Origin of the sequence: Allobosea sp. UNC402CLCol, assembly GCF_000745475.1 — a bacterium.
Classification (GTDB): domain Bacteria; phylum Pseudomonadota; class Alphaproteobacteria; order Rhizobiales; family Beijerinckiaceae; genus Allobosea; species Allobosea spartocytisi.
On the sequence record NZ_JQJJ01000015.1, the window covers coordinates 58,223 to 77,440 of the forward strand.

The 19,218-nt window shown below is 64.1% G+C and carries 14 protein-coding genes and 1 pseudogene; 3 read left to right on the plus strand and 12 right to left on the minus strand.

The annotated features are described in order from the left end of the window. Positions 1-7: 7 nt before the first annotated feature. The 7 genes from GY40_RS20390 to GY40_RS20420 all read right to left on the minus strand — a co-directional run bounded on the left by GY40_RS20390 (position 8) and on the right by GY40_RS20420 (position 8,537). On the minus strand, positions 8-1,099 hold the full coding sequence (locus tag GY40_RS20390) for an ABC transporter ATP-binding protein (RefSeq protein ID WP_038366214.1): 1,092 nt from the start codon (positions 1,097-1,099) through the stop codon (positions 8-10). Next, positions 1,087-2,799: an ABC transporter permease gene (locus GY40_RS20395; RefSeq protein ID WP_051988340.1), complete on the minus strand. Its 1,713-nt coding sequence runs from the start codon at positions 2,797-2,799 to the stop codon at positions 1,087-1,089. The genes GY40_RS20390 and GY40_RS20395 overlap by 13 nt, the downstream gene beginning before the upstream one ends. Positions 2,800-2,815: 16 nt before the next feature. Beyond that, positions 2,816-3,814 (minus strand): ABC transporter substrate-binding protein, encoded by a 999-nt coding sequence (locus tag GY40_RS20400; protein ID WP_051988341.1) that lies wholly within the window; start codon positions 3,812-3,814, stop codon positions 2,816-2,818. Between the two features lie 116 nt (positions 3,815-3,930). Further along, positions 3,931-5,166, minus strand: a complete 1,236-nt coding sequence (locus tag GY40_RS20405) for a dihydrolipoamide acetyltransferase family protein (RefSeq protein ID WP_038366217.1) — start codon at positions 5,164-5,166, stop codon at positions 3,931-3,933. Continuing rightward, positions 5,166-6,188: an alpha-ketoacid dehydrogenase subunit beta gene (locus GY40_RS20410; protein ID WP_038366220.1), complete on the minus strand. Its 1,023-nt coding sequence runs from the start codon at positions 6,186-6,188 to the stop codon at positions 5,166-5,168. The genes GY40_RS20405 and GY40_RS20410 overlap by 1 nt, the downstream gene beginning before the upstream one ends. After that, positions 6,178-7,179: a thiamine pyrophosphate-dependent dehydrogenase E1 component subunit alpha gene (locus tag GY40_RS20415; protein ID WP_038366223.1), complete on the minus strand. Its 1,002-nt coding sequence runs from the start codon at positions 7,177-7,179 to the stop codon at positions 6,178-6,180. Before GY40_RS20415 ends, GY40_RS20410 begins: the two co-directional genes overlap by 11 nt. Further along, positions 7,176-8,537, minus strand: a complete 1,362-nt coding sequence (locus GY40_RS20420; protein WP_051988342.1) for an NAD(P)H-dependent oxidoreductase — start codon at positions 8,535-8,537, stop codon at positions 7,176-7,178. Before GY40_RS20420 ends, GY40_RS20415 begins: the two co-directional genes overlap by 4 nt. A 153-nt stretch (positions 8,538-8,690) precedes the next feature. On the opposite strand from GY40_RS20420, the gene GY40_RS20425 reads away from it, so the two are divergent. The 3 genes and pseudogenes from GY40_RS20425 to GY40_RS20435 form a co-directional block, all read left to right on the plus strand. Beyond that, a complete protein-coding gene (locus GY40_RS20425) occupies positions 8,691-9,719 on the plus strand; it encodes a sugar-binding transcriptional regulator (protein ID WP_248311233.1) in 1,029 nt (342 codons plus the stop codon). After that, the gene (locus tag GY40_RS20430; protein WP_038366225.1) at positions 9,709-10,065 is read left to right on the plus strand and encodes a hypothetical protein; all 357 of its coding nucleotides are present in this window, start codon (positions 9,709-9,711) and stop codon (positions 10,063-10,065) included. The genes GY40_RS20425 and GY40_RS20430 overlap by 11 nt, the downstream gene beginning before the upstream one ends. Positions 10,066-10,196: 131 nt before the next feature. Continuing rightward, positions 10,197-10,525: pseudogene (locus GY40_RS20435) on the plus strand (type 1 glutamine amidotransferase domain-containing protein); the annotation flags it as partial. Between the two features lie 234 nt (positions 10,526-10,759). Here the strand turns inward: GY40_RS20435 and GY40_RS20440 are convergent. From GY40_RS20440 to GY40_RS20460, 5 genes are all read right to left on the minus strand, one after another. Continuing rightward, the gene (locus tag GY40_RS20440; protein ID WP_113253503.1) at positions 10,760-13,282 is read right to left on the minus strand and encodes a methyl-accepting chemotaxis protein; all 2,523 of its coding nucleotides are present in this window, start codon (positions 13,280-13,282) and stop codon (positions 10,760-10,762) included. A gap of 871 nt (positions 13,283-14,153) precedes the next feature. Next, the gene (locus GY40_RS20445; protein ID WP_051988345.1) at positions 14,154-15,986 is read right to left on the minus strand and encodes a methyl-accepting chemotaxis protein; all 1,833 of its coding nucleotides are present in this window, start codon (positions 15,984-15,986) and stop codon (positions 14,154-14,156) included. A 259-nt stretch (positions 15,987-16,245) separates the two neighbouring features. Further along, positions 16,246-17,307, minus strand: coding sequence for a hypothetical protein (locus tag GY40_RS20450; protein ID WP_038366231.1), 1,062 nt, complete (start codon positions 17,305-17,307; stop codon positions 16,246-16,248). A 33-nt stretch (positions 17,308-17,340) separates the two neighbouring features. Next, the gene (locus GY40_RS20455) at positions 17,341-18,201 is read right to left on the minus strand and encodes an ABC transporter permease (RefSeq protein WP_051988346.1); all 861 of its coding nucleotides are present in this window, start codon (positions 18,199-18,201) and stop codon (positions 17,341-17,343) included. Between the two features lie 2 nt (positions 18,202-18,203). Continuing rightward, the gene (locus GY40_RS20460; RefSeq protein ID WP_038366234.1) at positions 18,204-19,142 is read right to left on the minus strand and encodes an ABC transporter permease; all 939 of its coding nucleotides are present in this window, start codon (positions 19,140-19,142) and stop codon (positions 18,204-18,206) included. Positions 19,143-19,218: the final 76 nt, after the last annotated feature.

Consider the following 19,218-nt stretch of genomic DNA (forward strand, 5'->3'; position numbering starts at 1 on the left):
GCCGGTCTCATGCGGCTTTGTCCATGATCCCGGCTTCGGGGATGACCCAGCCATCATGGATCGAGATGCGGATCACATCGCCGGCCTGGGCCGGCGCGGGCTCGGCGGCATCGAGATGCAGCACGAGGTCGTTGCTGGCGGCGGGGCGTGCCTCGAGCCGGAAGAAGCCGCCCTGATAGGAGAGCCGTTCCACCATGGCCGAAAGCCCCTCCCGTCCGGAGGGAGCGATGCCGATATCGCGTGCCCGCAGGCAGAGCTTCGCCTGGTCGGTAACGGCCTGATCCGGCCGGCAGCGCACCACCGCCTCGACACCGAGCACGCTGACCTTGCAGCGGCCGGCCCGGGGCGTCGACAGCACGGTCGCCGGCAGCACCATGCCGTCGCCGATGAAGCCGGCGACGGTGATGTTGGCAGGCTCGCGATACAGCATCGAGGGCGTGGCGAGCTGCAGCAGCCGGCCGCGATCCATCACGGCGATGCGATCGGCCAGCGCCATCGCCTCGGCCTGATCATGGGTGATGTAGACCATGGTCGTGCCGGTGCGCTTATGGAAACGGGAGAACTCCTCCTCCATCGAGGCACGCAGATGCACGTCGAGATTGGCGAGCGGCTCGTCGAGCAGAACGAGCGAGGGTTCGGTGACGAGGCAGCGGGCGAGCGCGACGCGCTGGCGCTGACCGCCGGAGAGCATGCCCGGTCGACGCTCGGCGAAACCGTTCAGGCCGACGAGATCGAGCGCCGCCGCGACGCGGCGAGCCCGCTCGGGATCACGCACGCCGGCGACGGTCAGGCCATAGGCGACGTTCTCCGCCACCGTCATATGCGGCCAGAGCGCATAGGACTGGAAGACGATGCCGAGCTTGCGATGCTCGGGCGGAACGTGCTGCTCGGACGAGGAGACGAGCCGGTCGCCGATGCGGATCGCGCCGCCGTCGAGCTTGTCGAAGCCGGCGATCTGGCGCAGCAGCGTGGTCTTGCCGCAGCCGGACGCACCGAGCACGGCCAGAAACTCGCCGTCCTCGACATCGATCGAGACGTCGTCCAGGGCGATATAGGAGCCGAAGCGCTTCTGCGCCCGGTCGATGGTCAGTCGCGCCACGGCAGGACTCCCTGGGGCAGTTTTTGGGCGAAGAGAGTGGTCGAAGCCATCAGGGCGACCGTGACGAGAACGGTGATCGTCGCCAGCGCCGAGGCATAGGTGGAGTCGCCGCCCTGCTCGAAGGAGAAGACGACGACGCCGAGCGTCTCGGCCCCGGAAGACCAGAGCAACGCCGAGACCGTCAGCTCGTTGAAGGCCGTGAGGAAGATCAAGAGCGCGCCCGCCACCGCCGCCGGCGCAACCAGCGGGAAGATGATGGTGGCGAGGCGGCGCGGCAGGCCGGCGCCGGCAATCTGCGCGGCCTCCTCCAGCGTGCGGTCGATCTGAAGATAACCGCTGACGATCGGCCGCAGGCCGAGCACGAGGAAGCGGGCGAGATAGGCGAAGACGATGATCCAGACCGTGTTGTAGAGCGAGACGCCCAGCACCGGCAGCGGCTTGAGGAAGAGCAGGATCGCGGCGATCGCGAGCACCACGCCAGGCATGGCATAGGGCAGCTCGGCGGCGAGGTTGAGCAACCTGAGCGCCCGCGACTTCTTCCAGACGATGAAGTAGCCGAGCGGGACGCAGATCAGCACGATCAGGATCGCTGCTCCCGCCGACATCAGGAAGCTGTTGACGAAGGCGCGCTTCGAGGCGGCGTGCTCGAAGAGGACATAGGCATAATTGCCGAATGTCGCCGTCGCCGCATTGAGCGGCACGCCGAAGGCTGGGATCAGCGACGTGCTGAGCAGGCCGAGCAGCGGCAGAGCCAGGACGAGGATCGCGAAGGTCCAGAGCAGCGTCTCGATCGGCGCGCGCCAGCGCCCGAGCTCGAAGGGCCGCGCGGCGCTCGAAGTCGTGGTGATGCGGAAGTCGCGACGGCGCATCATGAAATCCTGCAGCAGGATGCCGGCCATGGCGATGACGCCGATCAGCAGCGACAGGATCGCGACTTCCGAGAGCACGCCCGGCCCGAGGCCCGCGAGGCGCTGGTAGATCAGCGTCGGCAGGACGAGGAAGTTGCCGGGGATGCCGAGAAAGGCCGGGATGCCGAAATTGCCGAGGCAGGAGACGAAGCAGAGCGCGATGCCGGCGACGAGCGGCGGGGTCATCAGCGGCAGCACGACGGTGCGCAGCACGGTGAGCGGGCTGGCGCCGGCGGCAAGGCCGGCCTCGATCAATTCCTTGGGCAGGGCGCGCAGGCCGGCACGCAGCGTCAGGAAGACCAGCGGCGCATATTGCAGGCCGAGCAGCAGGATGATGCCCTCGCGCGAATAGAGCGGATTGCGGCTGCCGAGCGGCGGGGCCATGCCGATCAGCTTCAGCAGCGTGCTCGACGGGCCGAAAAGCTGGAGCCAGGCTAGTGCCGTGACCTGCGGTGCGATCATCAGCGGCAGCACGAAGCAGAAGGTGAAGGCGTTGCGGGCGCGGATGTCGGTCAGCGTCGCCAGTAGCGCAACGGTCCCGCCGATCAGCACCGCGAACGCTGTGCCGGATATCGCAGTGACCAGGCTGTTGGCGGTGGCCGTCCAGGTCGCCGGGCTGGCGAACACCTTCCCGAGCGCCGTCGCCGAGAGCTGGCCACCGGGGGCCAGCCCTTCGACGACCAGCCGCCCGATCGGCAGCAGCGAGAGCAGCGCGACGAGACCGACGAGGCCCCAGAGGAGCCCCGTCTCCTCGACGCGCGTGCGCAGCGTCGCGGTATCAGCGAGTGACATGCGCACCCGTCCGGGCTCAGTTGCCGAACATGGTGGCGAAGCGGGCCTTGTCGGCTTCCGTCACCTTGACCACGGCTGCGATGTCGGAAGGCATCACGTTGATCTTGGTGCCCTCCGGCAGCCAGGACGGCGCGCCGACGCTGGGCTTGGCCGGGATATACCCCATGGCGAGCGCAAGCTTCTGGCCGTCATCGGAGAGGATGAAGTCGACGAAGGCCTTGGCGGCGGCCTCGTTCTTGGTCGTCTTCACGATCGCGACCGGCTCGGTCACCGCTGGGGCGCCTTCCTTCGGGAAGACGAAGTCGATCGGCGAGCCCTGCTTCTTGGCGTTGTAGGCCATGAAGTCGACGAGCACGCCATAGGCCTTCTCGCCGGTGGCGACCGAGCGCAGCACGGCCCCATTGCCGCGCACGGCGACCGCTTCATTGGCCTTCAGCCCCTCGAAAAGCTTCCAGCCGAGATCGGCACGCGCCGTCATGGTGGAGAGCATGATCGCTGCGGCGCCCGAATAGAGCGGGCTCGGCATCGAGATCTGGCCCTTGTAGCCGGGCTTGTCGAGATCGGTCCACGAGCTCGGCTTCTCCTTCGCGGCAGTGTTGTAGGCGATGCCGGTGGTGATCAGCTTCGAGCCGAAATAGGTCTTGTCGGCGTCAAAGGAGCCGGGCTGCAGGCCGTCGGTCTTGGCGGCGGGATAGGCGAGAAGCTGCTTCTGCGCCTTCAGGATCTCCATGCTCGCGGCATCGGCGATCAGCAGCACGTCGGCGCCGGGCTGGCCGGCCGATATCTCGGCGGCGAGTTTGCCCATCACCTCGGTCGTTCCGGAGCGGAAGATGTCGACGTCGACGCTGGGATAAGCCTTCTTGAAGGCGGCAATTGTCTGGGCCGCATCCTTCTCCGGCTGCGAGGTGTAGAGCACGAGCTTGCCCGAGGGGGCCTGCGCGAAGGCCGGGCCGGCGGCGAGCAGCGCGCCGAAGGCTGCGGCCATCACGAATTTGCGTCTCGTCTGGGTCATCATTTCGTCTCCTCCGTTATTCGCCGTCGACCTTTGCGCCCGTTGCGGTGGCCGATCTTGCATTCTGATGGTCTATAGCTGGCAATTCACGGCCTTGCGCGGCCGCGACCGCCCTTCAATCACAAAAGCACCTCGGGGCTTTCCAGCGCCTCGCGCAGATCGGCCATGAAGCGGGCGGCGGCGACGCCGTCCACGATCCGGTGATCCGAGGACAACGTGAAATTCGCCATCGGCCTGAGCACGATCTGGCCGTCTCGGCCAACAGGCTTGTCGACGGTTTGGCCGACCGCGAGGATCGCACCCTGCGGCGGATTGATGATCGCGGTGAAGCTGTCGACGCCGTACATGCCGAGATTGGAGATGGTGAAGGTGCCGCCGCCGAGCTCGGCCGGTGTCAGCGTGCGCCTGGCCATGCCGTCGCGCAATCTGGCGAATTCGCGCGTCATCGCCGGCATATCCATGTTGCCGGCATCGCGCAGCACCGGCACGACGAGATCGCCGTCGCGCTCCATGGCGATGCCGATATCGATGCGCTCGTGGAAGCGCGTCGCCTCGCCCTCGGCGGATGCATTGATGACCGGGTGGTCGCGCAGGATGCGGGCAGCGATGCGGGCGATCAGCACGGTGATGCTGGGCTTAGGCACGCCGATGCGCTCGTGACGGGCAGCGAGGCGGCGCAGCAGATCGCGGGATGCGCTCATCTCGATCTCGGAGGTGAGATAGAAATGCGGCGCCGTGCGCATGCTCTCGGAGAGCCGGTTCGCGACGATGCGGCGGATCGCCGAGAAGGGCTGCAGCCGGCCCTCGGAATTGCTCGCGGCCGGGACCGGCGCGGGACGTGTCTCCTGCGCGGGGGCGCAACGTGGGCGTTGCTCCAGATGGCGCTTCACATCGGCTTCCCCGATGCGTCCGCGTGGTCCAGTGCCGGCCACTGCCTTGAGATCGAGGCCATTCTGGCGCGCCATACGGCGGGCGAGCGGCGTGGCGCGCAGGCCCGGCGCCACAGATTGAGCCGCAGAGGCGCCTGACGCCGGGGACGCGCCCTCAGGGTTGGAGGTGGCAGCCGCCACGGAAGCCGCAGCGGCTGCCGGCTCGGACGGCGTGGTGGCGGCCTCGCCGTCGAGGTAGATCCAGGCGACGGGCGTACCGACCGTGATCGGCACGCCGGTCTCGAGCTTGATGCCGCGGATCGCGCCGCTGGCCGGCGCCTCGACCTCCATCACGGCCTTGTTGGTGCCGATTTCGAAGATCGTGTCGCCCTGGCGGACAAGATCGCCTTCCTTGACATGCCAGGCTTCGATCGTGCCCGTCTCCATGTCCATGTCGACCTTGGGAAGGATGACCTCGACCGGCATCAGGCTTCCCCGCGACGCACGAGGTTGGTGGCGGCGGTAACGATGTCGTCCTCCTGCGGGACGGCGGCCTTCTCCAGCACCGGATTGTAGGGAATCGGCGCATCCGCACCGCCGAGCCGGATAATCGGCGCGTCGAGGAAGTCGAAGACCTCGCTCTCGGCGATCATCGCCGAGATCTCGGCGCCGATGCCCATGGTCTTGACGCCCTCGTAGACGACCAGCAAGCGGTGCGTCTTGCGCACGCTCTCGGCGATGGTGGTGAAGTCGATCGGGCGGATCGAGCGCAGATCGATGACCTCGGCCGAGATACCGTCCGCTGCAAGGCGCTCGGCTGCAGCCTCTGCCTTGCGGGCCATGATCGAGGAGCCGACGATGGTGACGTCCGTGCCCTCGCGGCGGATCGCCGCCTGGCCGATCGGCACGCGATAGGCTTCGGCCGGGACATGGCCCTTGGTCTTGTAGAGCAGCTTGTGCTCGAAGATCAGGACCGGGTTGGGGTCGTCGATCGCGGCAAGCAGCATGCCCTTGGCGTCATGCGGGGTGCTCGGTTGCAGGACCTTGAGGCCCGGGACATGCGCGAACCAGGCCTCCAGGCTCTGGCTGTGCTGCGCGGCCGCGCCGGTGCCCGAGCCGCCGGGCAGGCGCACCACCATCGGCACGCTCGCCTTGCCGCCGAACATGAAGCGGATCTTGGCCGCCTGGTTGACGAGCTGCTCCATGGCAAGCGTGACGAAATCCGAGAACTGGATCTCTAGCACCGGCCGCATGCCGGTGATCGCGGCGCCGACTGCGGCCCCGGCAATGCCGAGTTCGCTGATCGGGGTGTCGATCACGCGTTCTTTGCCGAAGCGGTGGACGAGATCGCCGGAGACGCCGAAGGCGCCGCCATAGACGCCGACGTCTTCGCCGAAGAGGAAGACGCGCTCGTCGGCTTCCATCGCCTGGCCGAGCGCCTCGCGCACGGCCTCGGCATAGGAGAGTTCGCGAATCTCGGCCGCGGCCTCAAGGGTGTCAGAGGGCATAGACGTCACGGGTCAGGTCTTTCGGATCGGGGTCCGGGCAGGCGCGGGCGAATTCGACGGCGGCGTCGATGTCGCGCTGGGCATCCTCTTCCAGCTTCATCAGCGCCGCAGCATCGAACCGGTCATGCGCCTTGAGTTCGTCCTCCAGGCGCCGGATCGGGTCCTGCGCCCGCCACTCCTCGATCTCCTCCTTTGTCCGGTAGAGATTGCGGTCGCTCTTGGAGTGGCCGCGCCAGCGATAGGTCTTGCACTCGATCAGCGAAGGGCCTTCGCCGGAGCGGGCCCGCGCAATCGCTTCGCGCGCCACGGCCGCGACGCCGGCAAGGTCGTTTCCGTCGAGGCAATGGCCGGGCATGGCGTAGGCGGCGGCACGGTCTGCGACATTCGTCACCGCCATGGCGCGCGAGATGTCCATCGACATGCCGTATTTGTTGTTCTCGCAGACGAAAACGACCGGCAGCTTCCAGATCGAAGCCATGTTGAGCGCCTCGTGGAAGGCGCCCTCGTTCGAGGCGCCGTCGCCGAAGAAGACCATGCAGACCCGGCCGTTCTTCTGGGCCTTGATGCTCATGCCGACGCCGACTGCGATCGGCAGGCCGCCGCCGACGATGCCGTTGGCGCCGAGATTGCCGCCGTCGACATCGGCGATATGCATGGAGCCGCCGCGGCCCTTGCAGTAGCCGGTCTCCTTGCCGAAGAACTCGGCGAACATCAGCTTCGGCTCGGCGCCGCGCGCAATGCAGTGGCCATGGCCGCGATGGGTCGAGAGGATGTAGTCGTGGGCTTCGAGCGGCAGCGTCGTGCCGACGGCGCTGGCTTCCTGCCCGATCGAGAGGTGCATCGTGCCGTGGATCAGGCCGCGCATGTAGCTCGCCTCTGCGGCTTCCTCGAACTTGCGGATCAGATGCATGCGGGTCAGCGCCTGCGCCACCGTCGCGTCGTCGAGCGCGGCGAGTTCCGGCCGCTGGTTCGGCTTCTGGTCAGGGCTCATGCCTGGGCTCCGGAGGTCAGCGCGGCGATCATCGCGTCCTGGGCGCGGCGCACCTCGACGATCTTCAGCCGCTCGTCGGGGGTGGCGTCGGCGAGCGTGATGAGCTCGCCCTTGGCGACAGGCCGCGTCATCGTCGCCCCCTGGGCGAGACCGATCGGCAGCGCCTTGCGCGCTTGCGCGTCAGAGCGGGAGAGCGCGAAGCCGCGATAGCCGTATTCGCCGATGGCATCGAGCGTCTCGCCGGCCGCGAGATCGCGCTTGGCGACGCAGCCGACCTCGGAGGTCGGCACCGGCAGCGGGCGCATATGACTCTGGTTGAAAATGACGGCGGCGGCGGCCGAAAGCGGCACTTCCAGGCTCGTCAGGTGATAGGGCCGGAAGAAGGAGTAATAGGGGCCGGGCCCCAGATGCAGGTCGCTCATCCGCTCGCGGACGCGGGGATGGCGCATCTCGGCGACGGCGAAGACGCCGGGCGCGACACCCTTGGCCACCGAGAAATCGACCACGCCCTTCCGCGAGAGCAGACCGCCCTCTTCCTTCGGGCAGAAATAGTTCTGGAGTTCGTCCTTCGGCGCGGCCGGACCGTGCATGCCGGGGATATCCGGCACGAAGCCGCAGGCATTGGCGATGGCGACCATCTCGACCATCGTCTTCGAACCGTCGACGAATTCGACAAGCATGCGCGGGTTCATGTTCCGGCGGGTGGCTTCCTCGACATAATCGGCCGGCACCGCGTCGATGCGGAACGGGTTGTTCTTGCCCTTCCCGGCGGCGACCACCGGATAACCCATGGCGCGGACGAAATTGATCAGCTCCATCGCGGCGGCAGGCTCGTCGCCGGCGCCCAGCGTATAAACGACGCCCGCCTTCGCCGCCTCGACCGCGAGATAGGAGCCGATGGTAATGTCGGCCTCGACATTCATCATCACGATATGCTTGCGCGCGGCAATGGCGGTCAGCGCGACCCGCGAGCCGGCTTCCGGGTTCCCGGTGGCGTCGATGATGACGTCGACGTCGGGCGAGCGGCAGATCAGGTCGAGCGAGGTCGTGGCGGCAATTCGACCCTTGCGGCGAGCGCCATCGAGCCCGGCCTCGTCGGTGACATTATCGACCTCGCCCTTGCGCCCGGCGAGTGCGGCGGCCTCCGCGACGCGATCCGGCGCGATATCGGCGACGGCGGCGATTTCGATACCGGTCATCTGGGAGATTTGAACGACGATGTCGGTGCCCATCTGGCCGGCGCCAATCAAGCCGACGCGGACTGGCTTGCCGGCTTTGCCACGCAGTTCGAGCGCCTCGGCCAATGACAAGCCGGCAGCGGGTGCCGCCAAAGGCGGTTGCGTCAGGATCGCGGCCATTCTCGTGGCATCTCCCTAGGACATATGTTCTTTTGTAGGAACAGAAGATCAGATCTTTCGTTCTGTCAAGCGCACATATGTTCAAGTCGGTTGCCTTTCCCGCCCCGATCCTGCGATGATGCAAATAAGGCTGTGCAGCTAGGCGACGGAACGTTGGAAGACATCATCGACTTCGGACATTCTCACCGCGAGGAACCGATCGCAGACGCCAAGGTCCGCGCGGCATGGCTCTATTACGTCGAGGGGCTGACGCAGGAGCAGATTGGCGAGGCGCTGGGTCTCAGCCGGATCAAGGTGGTGCGCATGCTGGCCGCGGCTCGCACCGAGGGTTTGGTAAAGATCCGAATCGACGCGCGCTCGGCGCGGCAGGCGGGGCTGGAGCGCGGCCTCGTTACCTGTTTGGGCCTCGATGAAGCGGTGGTGGTGCCAGCGGCCCGCGATCCCGCCAACATCGCGGCCATGGTGGGATATGCGGCCGGGCTATGGCTCTCCGGCAAACTGACAAACGGGACCGCCCTTGCGGTCGGCTGGGGCCAGACGCTGCACCAAGCCTTGCGCGGCATCCAGCCGCGCCATCTTGAGAGGATGTCAGTGGTGTCGCTGCTCGGCGGCCTGACCCATTCGCGCAGCATCAATCCATCGGCGGTGGCGCGACGGGTCGCCGACATGTTCGGTGCCGATTGCTTCCAGCTCACCGCGCCGGTCTTCGTCTCGGATGCGGCGCTGCGAGAGGCGCTATGGCGTGAGCCGACCCTACGCGAGCTGCTGGAGCGCGCGCGTGCCGCCGATATCGCCCTAGTCAGCGTCGGCGACCTTGTCGCCGACTCGACACTGTTCCGGGAAAGGCTGCTGCCCCAGTCCGATCTGGCTTCGCTTGAGAAGGCCGGCGCCGTTGGCGACCTCGTTTGCCATTTCATTGACGCCGAAGGCGAGCAGGTCGATCATCCCGTCAATCAACGGGTGATGGCCGTGAGCCCTGCCGACCTCAAAGGGATCGGATTGGTGGCCATCGCCGCCGGAGGAGCCCACAAGGCAAAGGCTATCCGAGCGGCCTTGCGGGCGAGCGATGCCAAGGTCCTGATCACGGATGAAAGCGCTGCCGAGGCGCTCTTGAGCACCACGGATTTCGCAGGTCAGCGAACGACGAATACCGACATAGGGGAGGCAGGTTATGGCCAATAACTTCGAGCTCTTTGCTCGCAACTCGCTTCAGTTCCGTCCCTCGGACATCAGGCTGATGCTGGAGCGGGTGCATTCGCACGTCGTGAAGCCCCGGATGTCGGCTGAGGAACTGCTGGACGTCGTCAAAGGGCTGGGCTTCGAGACGGTGGAGGCCTTTGGAAAGCACATAGGATTGGAGGCCCGGACGGCGGAAAGCTGGGCTCGCTATGGATTGTCCCGGGACGCCGCGCAGTTGCTGCTCGCCCTTCTGAATTATCGCCGGCGCTTGGTCGATGCGATGGATGATTTCGAGAAAACCACACAGATTCCCCTGGATGGCTTCTTCGAAGCCCAAAAACTGCCCTGACCGCTGAAAGACCGGGATCGGGTTATCTTCTCGACCCGCCCCCGGGGAAAGACCGCACGAAAATGGCCAATGGCGAGCGCGCGACCGCGATCCTGATTGATCTGGCCGGCGGCGTTGCGCTGCTGATCTGGACTGCGCTTGTCTGTCATGGCCCGATCGCCCTGATGTCGACCCTGAGCAGCTCGAAGCGGGGGAGAAGCCCAATCCCGGCGCCTGGATCTACGAGGGCTACAATTTCACAGTGATCAGCAACCAGGAGGAGCAGCAGGCCAAGTCGCTCTTGCAGGGCGGCGAGATGAAGTTCTACCCGCAAACCGCTCTCGAACAGGCAGGCGGTCGCTTCAGCGGCAACGCAACGCCGTGGACGCCGCATGTCGTGACGGACCGCGAGGTGATCACGGGCCAGAACCCGGCTTCCGCTTCGCAGGTAGGACTGGAGGCTCTCAAGCGGCTTAAATGAGTGCGCCCATATCAACCAGCGGTGGTGACGAAGACGTCACCGCCGTTGTTTCTTGGCCTGTCAATGGGCCGTTGCCTTACTTGCGGCGCGCGCCCTCTGCGCCATCAAGCTGACCTTGGCATTCTGCCCCGAAGCAGACGAAGTGCTCGATGCCGGTGGTCAGTAGGCGCGGTCTTGACCCTTCGACTGCCTACCTCAACGGGCCGCGAGAGCTCGTTGGCTGTGGGGATAGGATTAAAACTCCTCCCATCCCGAATCGCTGGCCCGGCCGCCGCCATTGGCGACCTTGCGCGGGGCGGGCATGGCCTTGGACTGCACAAAGGCGGTCTCGGCGAGCTGGCGCAGACGCGCCGGTTCGCCGGCGGGAGCTGGCCGCATCGGCGCCTTGACCGCGCGCGCTGCCGTCGCGGCCGGCTGGGCATAAGCCGCCTGACCGGCGGGCTCGCGCCGGATCTTGAAGGCCGAGACCAGCGCGTTGAGCTGCTCGATCCGGCCGGACAGCGAGTTGGCCGAGGCCGCGCTCTGCTCGGACAGGGCCGCGTTCTGCTGCGTCATCTCGTCGAGATGCGCCACCGCCTGGCTCATCTCGTCGATGCCGTTGGCCTGTTCGCCCGACGCGGCCGAGATATCGGCGATCGTCGCCGCGACCTTCTGCGAGGCCGCGAGGATGCGGGCGAGCTGGTCGCCCGCCTGCCGCACCAGCTTCACGCCGTCGCTGACCTCGACATTGGACGAGGAGATCAGCCCGGAGATGTCCTTGGCCGCGGCGCTCGAACGCTGCGCCAGCGTGCGGACTTCCGAGGCGACGACCGCAAAGCCCTTGCCGGCATCGCCCGCGCGGGCCGCCTCGACCGCGGCGTTGAGCGCCAAGAGATTGGTCTGGAAGGCGATGTCGTCGATGACGCGGATGATGTCGGAGATCTTCTGCGAGGCGGTCTCGATCCGGGCCATGGCGTCGACCGCCTGGCCGGCGATGGCACCGCCGTTCTCGGCCGCCTGCATCGCCTCGTCGGCGATGCGGGCGGCATCCTTCGAGGCCTGGGCCGAGGCCTTGACGGACGCGGCGAGCTCCTCGGTCGTCGCGGCGGTCTCCTCCAGCGAAGAGGCCTGTTCCTCGGTGCGCTTGGAGAGATCGTCGGCACCCATGTTGATCTCGCGCGCGGCCAGCCCGACATCGGCCGAGGTCGTCTGGATCGTCGCGACCGTGTCGGAGAGGCGATCGACCGTCTCGTTGATCGCGCCCTTCAAATCGGCGAAGCGGCCCCGATAGGCCGTCTCGACCCGGCTCGTCAGGTCCCCGCCCGCGATCCCCTGCAAGATCTCCGCGAACTCCGTCGTCGCACCGTCGACCACCGCGTTGATCTCGTTGATGCCGGCGACCAGCCGCTGCATCTGCTCGTCGGCATCGTCGATCTGGAGCCGGGCCGAGAAATCGCCGGCCGCCGCCGCCGCGACCACCTCTCCGACATCCGAGACAATGAGAGCCATCGACTCCGCAGCGTGAAGCCGTTTTGCCGAAGCCTCGCGTTCCTGCTCTTCAAGCGCGCGTACGCGCAAGCCGTTTTCTTTGAATACCGTGAGAGCGACAGCCATTGCACCGATCTCATCGCGGCGCGACCCATGCGGCACATCGATTGACAGATCACCTGCGGCCATAGCGCGCATCGTGTCGGTCATGTCGGCTATGGGTCCTGTGACACGCGATCGCACGACAACAAAGCCAAAGCCCGAGAGCAGTAGTGCTCCAATGAACAGCGCTGAGTAGGTGGCCAAAACGTACGAAGCGCGGCTAGCTGCGGCCGCAGCGCTCTCATTCAGCGCCTTGAGCGCTGCGCTGGCGACGTCACTAACGGAATCAAGCGCCGGAATAACGGTTTCCCGCCACTTCTCGGTGCTCATCGCGACCGTTTGCCCAGAGGTGAGTTTCTGGATCATCTCGTCCTTGAGAGCCTTAAAGGATCCGGAGAAGTAGCTGGTGTCGGCTTGAGCAATGGCGCTGCGGATCTCGGGCGCCGTCTGTGGCGTGTTGGCGACGGCTTTGACGGAAGACCAGCCGAAGGCGCCCTGCGCCTCAGCCAATACCAACGCTTTGGCCTCCTTCTCATCGAAGGGACGACTTTGCGCCAGGATCGAGCTGAACATCTGACCAGAGGTGCCGATCGCGGCCCGCACTGACCAGGCGAGGTTGCGCGTGATGATCAGCTCCGACAGGCGCGGATTCAGAGCGCGGATCTCGATCTCTGCCGCTGAAGCCGCCTCTTCCAAGCTCTGCAGATAGGCATCACCAACCGACAGGACTTTCGCGACAAGTGTCTTGTCGCGCGAAGCGGGAACCAGCTTTGCATCGCGGTCGACAGCATCCCGCAGCGCATTGTAATCGGTGAAGCGCGCCGACAGTGTATTGGCTGCCGACTTCAACGCCGGGAATGGTGTCGTCTCCAGCGTCTCGCGCGCCGCCGCCATGGCAGCGTCGACTTCCTTGCGGCGAGTTTGATAAGTCGCGATCGAGCTCTGGTTCTTGTCGAGCGACTGGATTACGGCCGTCTGCAAAGAGGCGCGCTCATAACGCGCGCTGACAAGCGCATTAAAGAGGTCCTGATCGAGCTTTGCCAGCTCAGCTGCTTTCACGGCGGCACTGCGCTGCCAATACGACGTCCACATCTGCTGCCCGCAAAGGGCGGCAACAATCAAGCCCATCAGGCCGATCAGGCAAGCAAGCGTCGTCCGGATGGACAAATTGGCAAACAGTTTCGTCACCCGAGCCCCATTATTTGTAAAGCGCCTCCTGACTGGGCGCTTTACAACTAAAATGCGCGATAAGCCTTTATACTCCGTTTAATCCAGCCCAATCGGACAACCTGTCGGGGCCCCAAAAGCGCCAAAAGATTCTCGATCTACTCCGAAAAGGAGACCTACGAAAGCCTCCTGAGCTAGGCCGGGAGCGACGCATGGCTGATATGACAGGCGTCGGCTCCCAGCCATTGCAACAATGTATCATTTCGCGGAACTCGGCCTGCGCCGTCTTGCAAGATCAACCAAATGGATAGCCTGCCAAACGTGTCGCTCAAGCAACTTTCGAGCCCTTACCCATGTATGTCTTCACGCCGGCCGCGATTGCGAGGGATCTTTCGTGGGTGCGGGATATGGCTGCTCCTGACGAGCCTCCAGTGACCGCCTAAACCTTTGTGCACGCTCATCTTGCTGATCCAATCACATGGCATTGGTCCACGAATATGAATGATCCACGAGAGATCGTATTGAGGCGGGTTCTCGCGATTATTGGGCAGGCGCGACTGCGCGATCACCAACTGACACTTGGGTCAACTCGGCGCGGGTCCGCTGGAAGATTTGATGTGCGACGCCCTGCTCGACGATTTGCGGGCTTGGATGCCCTTCACTGCCGAGACGCGCTGCGCACTTGGAAATGTGCGAATGAATGGCAAGCTGGGTGCTTTAGGGCATCGTGTGGAAGCAGTGTCACTTTACCGCTGAAGGCTTCCCGCCCAAGCCAAAGATAGGTAATCTTCGTTGTAAGCCCTCAGACCCGCACCAGAAGCCAACCTTGAGGCTCCACCCCAAACCAGACCTTTCAGTTTGGGACAAATTTCCTCTGAAGCCAAAGCGAGCCCTAGAATTCTTCCCACCCCTGATTGGCACCATTGACTATTCTACGAGTGTTCGGCGGCGTGGCCATGCGCCGCGAAGATTGTTGCGAAAAGCGTCCCATCTCAGCGGCGGTATCGCGGAGCTGTGCGATGTCTTTGTCGATGCCGCTTGACCTCGATCCAGTTCCGGGTACGCGGAACCCTTCAACCAGGCGCTTGAGCGCGTCCGTCGAGGTTTGAAGCTCGGCTGCGATCCCTGCACTCTTGTCGGCCATGGCCGAGTTGCGCTGGGTCATTTCGTCCATATGCGCGACGACCTTGGCGACCTCTTCGATACCATTGGCCTGCTCGCGGGAAGCGCTCTTAATCTCATCCAGGGCTGCGGCAACGCTCGCCGACGAATCGACGATCTCGGACAGCGCCGAACCAGCCTGCTGCACGAGCTTGACGCCATTGGCCACTTGTTCGCCGGAGTTGGTGATCAGCGTCTTGATATCATTTGCGGCCTCGCTCGATCTTTGAGCCAGTGTGCGGACCTCTGATGCGACGACGGCGAAGCCCTTGCCGGCATCGCCGGCGCGTGCCGCCTCCACCGCCGCATTCAAAGCCAGCAGATTGGTCTGGAACGCAATGTCGTCAATGACACGAATGATGTTGCCAATGTCGACAGAGGCCTTCTCGATACCTCCCATGGCAACGACGGCATCACCTACAATCGAGCCTCCGCGATTGGCCACTTCAGTGGCGGCCATTCCGAGTTCGGTAGCCTCGCAGGCGCGTTCGAAGCTCTGCTTCACGGATGCCGCCAGTTCCTCGGTCGTTGCCGCGGTTTCCTCCAATGAGGCCGCCTGCTCCTCGGTTCGCTGAGCCAGGTCCTTGCTGTCTGCCCCGATACGGTGCGTACCTAGATTGATGCGTTCCGAGATGCCTGTGACGGTCTCGACAACGTTCGAAAAGGAATCCAGCAGTTCATTGATGCCGCTGCAAAGTTCGACGATCTCTCCGGACTTGCCATTAAGCGGAACGCGCTGGGTCAAATCCTTTGATTGGGTGGCGGTGATGACGGAGCGAGTGTCCGCGACGGCGGCTTCAAGGGCGGCTGCATTCAGTTTCGAGGCAGTGATGTCAGTGGCATATTTCACGACCTTGTAAGGTCGGCCAAGGGCATCGAGGATCGGGTTGTAGCTCGCCTGAATCCAGACTTCTCGACCGTTCTTGCCGATCCGGAGATACTGACCTTCGTCGTATTCCCCTCTCCCCAGCTTTTCCCAGAACCGGGCATACCCTTCAGAATCTCGCGCCGAACGTTCCACGAAAATCGAGTGGTGCTGGCCCTTGATCTCCGGGAGGGTATAACCCAGCGCGCGCAAGAAGTTGTCATTAGCGTTGAGGACTTTGCCTGACAGGTCGAACTCGATGACCGCCTGCGACTTCCTGATCGCAGCGAGCTGACCCTCCGCATTCGAAACCGCCTCCCTGATGGCGGAGATATCGGTGGCGTATTTTATGACCTTGAAGGGATGCTTTCCGTTAGTTCCGCAGATCGGGGTATAGGTCGCCTGCAGCCAAACCCGTTCGCCATTCTTTGCCACCCGCGCAAACTGCGCCTGAAATGCCTGTCCAGACTTCAGATCTTGCCAGAAATTTCGATAGTGCTCCGACGAACGCTCCTCCGGCGGAACGAAGATCGAATGGTGCTGGCCGACGATTTCTTGGCGAGCATATCCGACCGTCTGAAGGAAAAGATCGTTGGCCTCGAGGATCTTTCCGTCGAGGTCGAACTCGATGACGGCCTGCCAACGGCGGATTGATGCGGCTTCGGCAGCTGCTTGCTTGTTGATACGGTTGAAGAGCATGACACCCCACCTCTATGATTAATTTTTTCTCCCTCATTCTGATTGATAATTAATTACCTAAGGTCAGCGGCCGGCGGGGGCACTATGCTCGCCTTGCGCCACTTCCTGACATTAACAATGCCAGGAAGCGGACATTGGACCCTCCGTCGCTTCGCCGATCCAGGGAACTCTGATCAATCGCTTCGTCGTGGTTTCTAAGCTACGTGCCAGCAGACAGAAGCTCGATCTATCGCCAGAGTGGCGGCACCTGATCTCGCTCTCAGCTCCAGAATGCACTTTGCCACAGGCTCAGCTTCTCGCCGACGCCGTTCTGAAGAGCGTTCTCGTAAACGCGATAGCCGCACATCACGTCATAGATCGCCATACCGCGGGCAAAGTACACGATCACATCCTCGTCGTCGCGGCGTCCGCTGGTTTCGCCGGCGATGACCTTGCCGAGATCGATGATTTCCTCCTCCCTAGCCAGGCCTCGGTCGACCATGACGCTCGGCGTCATCGTCTTGCGTTCCATACTGATCGCCGAGTTCATGACATAGCCGTCGGCGTGCGCGAGCGTCTCGAAGGTCGCGTCCCATATCGAGAGATCGACCAGCAGGCTGCCCTTCTTCATCCAGTCCGGGGCGATATACGCATCGTCGATCGTCTGAACATTGGTCGCGGGAATGACCACGTCGGCATCCGCACATGCCGCACGGGCGGAATCGACGGCCCGGACATCGATGTTCAGCTTGCGCGAAAACTCCGCGGCGAAGGTCTCGGCGCGCTCGGTATTCAGATCATAGACATAGGCGACCTCGAGCTCCGGCATCACCTCGGCGGTGCAGGCGATCGCAGCCTGGTTGATCGGGCCCACGCCGATCAGTCCGATGCTGCGCGAGCCCGGCCGGCGCAGATGCTTGACGCCGATGGCACCAAGCGCGCCTGTGCGCATGCAGCTGATCACCATCGCGTCCATCAAGGCGAGCGGGTAGCCTGTCTCGGGATCGAGGATCGTCACCAGGCCTGAGGCGCGCGGCCCTTTGCCGTTGATCGGGTTGTCCGGGTTGCTTGGGATGTTCTTCAGCGCAACCTTCATTACGCCGTTGTCCTCGAGATATCCTGCATGGATGTTCGCGCGCTTCTTGCTGGGGTAGCCCACGAAGTTCTTGAGCTTCTCGGCCGGAACGCCCCAGAACAGGGTCGCGGTGGGCGCCTCTATCGCCTTGCCTTGATAAGCGAGCAGCGTAGTGCGCTCGGTATCGGCAACCGTCGCGGGAACGTCGGCGGCACCGCAGCGCACCGCGTCCTCCTGGCTGAGATAGATGAAGTTAGCTTCGCTCATGAGAAGGCTCCGTGGGTCATCTGTTACCGGCTGTCAGTCGCGTTGCCGCAGCTTGGGATCGGTCGCATCGCGCAGGCCGTCTCCGAGGAGGTTCAGCGCGAGCACGGTCAGGAAGACGAAGACGCTTGGGAAGACGGCCAGCCACCAGGCGTCGAGGATGTTCTCGAACCCTTCTCTGATCATGCCACCCCAGGTCGCCGTTGGCGGCTTGACGCCGAGGCCGATGAAACTCAGCGACGCTTCGGTGCGGATCGCCGTCGCCATCCAGAGCGAACCCATCACCAGGATGTCGGAGATCAAGTTCGGAAGGATGTGAACGCGCATAATCCGTCCATGGCTACAGCCCACAGAGCGGGCCGCCTGGACGAAGTCCTGCTCCTTGAGCACCAGCGTCGGGGCCCGTGCCAGCCTGACGAAAGGGGCGATCTCGGTCACCGCTATTGCGATGATGAGGTTCTCCAGACTGGCGCCCAGGACGGCGGCGACGAGCATGCCGAGCAGCAGGCTCGGAAAAGACAACATGAGATCGACGACCGCCATGACGAATGCGTCAAAGCGCCCGCCGATATAGCCGGACAGCACTCCGAGAATGGTGCCGACGGTCATCGCGATCACGATCGAGAGCAGGCCGACGATCAGCGAAATCCGGGCCCCGTAGATGATCCGGGAAAGCACATCGCGGCCATAGGAGTCCGTGCCTAACCAAAATTCCGACGAAGGCGGCAGGAACTGGTTGACGATGTCTTGCGTGAGCGGGTCGTGCGGAGCAATGACCGGCGCCAGGACCGCGACGAGTATGATCACTGCCAGGAGGGTTAGCCCAACCCAGGCGAAGGCGCCACCACGTGACACGAAGCGGCCGGTCTCGGAGAAACGGAGAATGATCGCGCTCATCGTCAGGCTGTCCGGATGCGCGGATCGACCGCGGCATAGGCGAGATCGGTCAGAATGTTTGCGAGCACGACGAAGGAGGCGAAGATGATCATGAGCCCCTGCAACATCGTATAATCACGGGTGTTGAGAGCGCCGAGGATCAGGCGGCCGAGACCGGGCCGGTTGAAGACGATCTCGGTCAGAACCGCATTCCCGATCAGCGTGCCGAAATACAGCCCTACGACCGTGATGATCGGCAGCAGCGAGTTCGACAGGACGTGCCGCAAGGCCAGGGTCGTCGGCGCCACGCCTTTGGCCCGAGCCGTGCGCACGTAATCCTCGCCCAATGTCGAGAGCATGGACGCCCGGGTGACTCGCGCCACATAGGCACTCATGATGACACCGAGATTGAGCGCCGGCAGGGCTACCGCCAGCAGACGGTCCCAGGGCCCGGCATTTTGGGTAGTGCCGATGACGGGAAACCAGCGCAGCTGAATCGCGAAGGCTAGGAGCAGCAGGATGCCCGACACAAAGGCCGGCAATGACAGTCCCACGAGCGAGAACAACCGCCCGACATAGTCGGGCCAGGCGTTGCGGTTGATCGCGGCGTAGACGCCGAGCGGCAGCCCTATCGCTAGTCCGACGAGGATCGAAGCGACCGCAAGTTCGATCGTGTTCGGAAGAACCCGCAGCGCCTCATCGAGAACCGGCCGCTTGGTGACCAGCGACGTTCCCAGGTCGCCCTGAAGCAGGCCGGTCAGGAAGCCGAGATACTGCTGTGAAAGTGGCTCATTGAGGCCGAGCTGCTGCCGGAGCGCTTCCAAAGCACCGGCGCTGGCTTGATCACCGAGGATCACCGCTGCGGCATCGCCGGGGACGATCCGGATGATCACGAAGATCGTCGTGAACATCGCTAGAAGCGTCGGCAAGCCGAGCGATATGCGTTTCAATGCGTATTTCATGAGGATTTCCGGGCGCGGAGAGCGGCCTGTTCGTGGCAACTATCCACAGGCCATGCTAAAACGTCGATTGATTAAT